This is a genomic window from Deferribacterota bacterium (genome assembly GCA_034189185.1).
Lineage (GTDB): Bacteria > Chrysiogenota > Deferribacteres > Deferribacterales > UBA228 > UBA228.
Genome location: JAXHVM010000139.1, coordinates 1 through 4,907, shown reverse-complemented (window position 1 = coordinate 4,907; position 4,907 = coordinate 1). Strand labels below are relative to the sequence as shown.

The 4,907-nt window shown below is 26.7% G+C and carries 5 protein-coding genes; 4 read left to right on the top strand and 1 reads right to left on the bottom strand.

The window, feature by feature from the left end; translation table 11 throughout:
- Positions 1-345 (bottom strand): hypothetical protein (locus SVN78_08480; GenBank protein ID MDY6821641.1); only part of this gene is annotated, 345 nt, incomplete at its 3' end.
- A gap of 84 nt (positions 346-429) precedes the next feature.
- Between SVN78_08480 and SVN78_08475 the strand changes: the two genes are divergently transcribed.
- The 4 genes from SVN78_08475 to SVN78_08460 form a co-directional block, all read left to right on the top strand.
- Complete coding sequence (locus SVN78_08475) at positions 430-948, top strand: flagellar basal body-associated FliL family protein (GenBank protein MDY6821640.1); 519 nt, start codon at positions 430-432, stop codon at positions 946-948.
- A 3-nt stretch (positions 949-951) separates the two neighbouring features.
- Positions 952-3,525: a [protein-PII] uridylyltransferase gene (gene glnD / locus SVN78_08470; protein MDY6821639.1), complete on the top strand. Its 2,574-nt coding sequence runs from the start codon at positions 952-954 to the stop codon at positions 3,523-3,525.
- Complete coding sequence (locus SVN78_08465; GenBank protein ID MDY6821638.1) at positions 3,518-4,000, top strand: 2Fe-2S iron-sulfur cluster-binding protein; 483 nt, start codon at positions 3,518-3,520, stop codon at positions 3,998-4,000. Before glnD ends, SVN78_08465 begins: the two co-directional genes overlap by 8 nt.
- Positions 3,990-4,907, top strand: a 918-nt coding sequence (locus SVN78_08460; GenBank protein ID MDY6821637.1) for a molybdopterin cofactor-binding domain-containing protein, incomplete at its 3' end; no start/stop codon positions are given. The genes SVN78_08465 and SVN78_08460, both read left to right, overlap by 11 nt.

The following is a 4,907-nucleotide window of genomic DNA, read 5'->3' as shown; positions in this document are numbered from 1 at the left end:
GTTTACTTCCTTCAATAAAAAAATAATATTATCTTTTTCATTATTATCTAAAACAACATTGATATTCATCTTTTTTAATTCTTCTTTCATCAGTGTTGATAAACAGCCCATAACAACTATTTTTCTATCAGCAAAATACCTAAGTAAATGCCTAATATAGCTCATACATTTTCTTGAGGCATTACTTGTTACAGCACAGGTATTAACTAATATAATATCTGCATCCTCTATTTTATCTTGAAAATCTACATAATAAGATAGTTTCTCAATAATTTCATTGGACTCCGCCAAATTAACTTTACACCCAAAGTTTTTTAAATAACCTTTTTTTCTTTCAAAATACATTATTATTTTACAAAATTCTTATTTATATAATTATTTACTTTATTTTTAACTATCATATAATTTAAATATACTATGGATAATATTATGAATAGAGATTTATTCAAGATCTTAGCCTTTATTTTTATCTTTTTACTATTAGTTCTTATAATATTTCACAATAACAAGTGGTTTTCTAAAAATATCTTTGGAGTATTATCCGAAATAAACACTAGTAATTATTTTAAAAAAACATCAAAAAATAGCGGTGTCTTCTATGCTTATTCTTCTAATATTACAAAGATTAATGGGAAGCCTGCTGTCACATTGAAAAACCTAACAGCGCCTAGTAAGGATTCAGATGGATATTTTACTTTGGATATAACCTTTTTATTAAGCGATAGTAAATATGTAGAAATCTTTAATAAACATATTGATAATATTGCAGCAATTATTAAAGAAGCGTTGAACAATTTTAAATACAGCTATATATCTGACGATAAGGGAAAAGAATATTTCAAAAAACATTTAAAAAAGAAAATAAATAATTGGCTTAAAAATAATTATAATATAGAAAGCCCCAATATAGTAGAAAAAATATATTTAGAATCAATTATATATAGCTAATTAATGACTACATCGCTTGCAAAGATAAAAGATAATTATTGGTGTCAGTGGCAAGAATTAAAAAACAACATTCTTAAAGAAAAACCTTTAGATATTCTAAATAAGCTAACAAAACTTACTGATGATACATTAAAGGAATTAATAGAGCAATGCAATCTAAATATAGAAAACCTTGTTTTTATTGCTCTTGGTGGATATGCAAGAAAACAACTATTTCCCTATTCGGATATTGATCTATTAATTCTTCACAAAGAACCTCTTACAAGAGGGCAGGAAAACGCAATAAGAAACTTGATTACGAGTATTTGGGATATTAACATAATAGCAAGTTTACAATTAAAGAATTTGAACGAAATAATAACAGAAGCCTCTAAAGACGAGATATTCAAAACATCCTTGTTAGATAATCGTTTTTTGATTGGTAGTAGTGCATTATATGATAATTTTTTAGCTATATTAGATAAACATATATTTGGCAGGAATAGAATAGATTATTTAATCTTCAAAATCGAAAATGTTAGAAAACGTTCACAGACAAAGAATAACACACTTTACTTATTAGAGCCAAATTTAAAGGAATCCTCCGGAGGATTAAGAGACATAAACACCGTTTATTGGATATGTAAACTAATATTTAACTCTACCAATCTTTCAATCCTACTCTTTAAAAATATCTTAGAAGATACAGATTTGTTAGACTTTCACAAATCTATGGAGTTTATTTTTAAAATAAGAATTGCCTTACACTACTTTCATAAAAGAAAGTATGATATCCTAAATATGCATGCACAGAAATATATAGCAAATCAATTTGGTTACAAAGATAGTGATACCTCCTTAGCTGTAGAATATTTTATGAAAGATTACTATAAAGCTGCCTATAATATTCAAATAACTGTTAATAAATTAATTAATATAACCTTAGATAATTTAATATATTCAGATAACAAAAGTAGATATTCTTATAGATATATAGGTATGGGTTTTTACAAATATGATAAATATATTACATTTGGTAATACCTCAATCTCTGATAAAAACAAGAAAAATTTAATTCTTATATTCTATCTTGCAGCAGCATTTAATCTTAAAATTGCGCCAACTGCAAAGGAAGTTATTAAAAAAGATACAAATATTATAGATGGTGAATTTATAAAAAATAATAAATATTTGTTCTTAAAAATCATATCTTTTTTCCCAAAAGCGGCAGATATAGTTAATGAAATGCTTGAAACTAATATCTTATTTAAATTTATACCACAATTTAAAAATATAGTGTGCAAAACTCAATTTGACTATTATCACCATTACACAGTTGATGCCCATACAATACTTGCATTAAAGATGATAGATGATCTTATAAAAATACATAACAGCAAAAATGAAATCTTCATAAATGCATTTAAAGAACTTAAAAGAAAGGATATTTTAGCGTTATCTATTTTATTACATGATATAGGTAAAGGCCAAGGCAAAAATCATAGCCAAATTGGCGCTAAACTTGCATATGATATCTGTAATTATATAGGATTAAACTCCCAAGATACTTCAGAAGTTGCTACATTAGTTGAAAACCATCTCCTTATGAACCATATAGCCCAAAGAAGAGATATTAACGATATTGACATCTTAAGATATTTTACAAATAAAGTTGATAATCTTGAAAGATTAAATACTCTTTTTCTTCTTACTTATGCAGACATTAATGCAGTAGGTGGCCAAGTTTATACAGACTGGGTAAACACCCTTATTGTTAACTTCTATAGAAAAGCAAGAAAAGCAATCCTAAATAAAGAGCACGTTTTTAATATAGATGAGGTTGTTAAAGCTAAAAGTAAAGCTATCTATCTATACTTTAATGAAAGCAAAAAATATTTAAATATATTAAATCAAATGGATAAAGAATATATTTACACAACTATTACAAAAGATATCATCACCCACATAAAATTATTAAATAAAGTAACCAGCTATAATCCTTTAGAAATCTTGGTTAAGAAAAAAGATGAGACAAATAGTCTTCAATTTATAATCTGCACTTTTGATTATCTGGGTTTATTGAAAAATATTACTGCAGCTTTTACAGCTTTCAATCTTAATATTTTAAGAGCTGAGGCAAACACTCTTGCAAATGGTTTAACAATAGATACATTTGAGGTTATAAAACAGAATGTCTCTACTGATGAATTGCTACTATCTGTTAAAGAAATTAAAGATTTGCTATATAGGGTAATAACAAATAAAATAGATCCAAATAATATAATTAAAGAAACAAGTATAGGTAAATTTGAAAAAATTCGTCCAACACAAATTAAAAATAAGGTCGAATTTGACAATATTATATCAAATAATTACACTATTATTGACGTTTTTGCATCTGATAAAATGGGTTTGCTTTACCATATACTGGCAAAATTCGAAAAGTTAAAATTAAATGTTCAACAGGCAAAAATTTCAACTGAGGCTGATAGAGTAATAGATTCCTTCTATGTTACAGATAACTTTGGTAAGAAGATTAAAGATCTAAACAAATTAAATGAAATTAAAGAAGCACTCTATGAGGTTATAAATGATTAAAGAATATAAATTTACAATAAACAAAAAAAACATTAGCGTTAAATGCAACATTGGATCAAATTTATTAAACATACTAAAAAATGAACTAAAAATAAATTCCATAAGATATGGATGTGGCAAAGGTTTGTGTGGTGCTTGCTCAATTCTTGTTGGTGGCAAAGTATTTAGAAGCTGCCAACTTACAGTTGACGATGTAATAAATAAAGACATTACAACTCTAGAGGGTTTAACATACAAAGGTAAAAAACACCCACTAATTACCTTTTTTGAAAAAGAACAAGCCTTCCAATGTGGCTATTGTACAAACGGAATGATTATTACAGCTGCCTCACTATTAAATGAAAATATTAATCCTACAAGAAAAGATATTATTAATCACATGAACAATAACATATGTAGGTGTGGTACACATGGCAGAATAATAGATGCAATAATAAAAGCTTCAAATTATATGAGGAAAAAAAATGATAAGTAGAAGGGAATTTTTAAAAGCTTCAGCGCTAGTTACAATTTATTTTACAATACCTATTAAATTAAATAGTGATGATTTAGAATCATTTTCCAATAGATTTTTTAGCTTAAATAAAAATAGACATATAAAAGCCTGGCTAGAACTATTGGATAACGGAAAATTTCTAATCAAAACTGGAAAGGTAGAATTAGGTCAAGGCATAAAAACAGCTCTAACGCAAATAGCTGCAGAAGAATTGAGTATAGATCTAGATGATATAGATATAATTTCAGGTATTACTGATAAAACACCTGATGAAATGTACACAGCGGGCAGTTTCTCGATAGAACACAGTGGCACTGCAATTAAATATGCTTGTGCAACCCTCAATAATATTCTTCTAAAAAAAGCAGAGGAAAAGCTCTCAATTCCTAAAGATATGCTTATGATAAAAAATAATTTTATCTATGTTAAAAATACAAAGGAGAAAAAAATACCTATTAAGGATTTAATTACCAAAGCCCCTGAAATATATCAATCAAAAATTAGTAGAAACCTAAAGACAAAAGAACCACATACATACAAACTTATAGGGAAACCAGTTAAAAGGCTTGAGAGTGAAAAGATAGTTACAGGCGATAAATATTTTATACATGATATATGCCCAAAAGATTTTACACATGCAAAGATAGTTAGGCCTTCCTTTTACTTTAAAGATATAGATGAGGAAAAATATAAAGAAATTACAAATAAACTAAATAAAAATATAAAAGTGATAAGGGATGGTCTCTTTCTAGCAGTTCTATCAAACAGCGAAGAAGAGGCAAAAGAAGCTACTGAGAAACTTAGAGTGGTATTTATTAGAAAAGAAAATAACTACAACAATAGAAATATCTATGAATTTTTAAAAAAGACAGAACCAGTTAAAGAA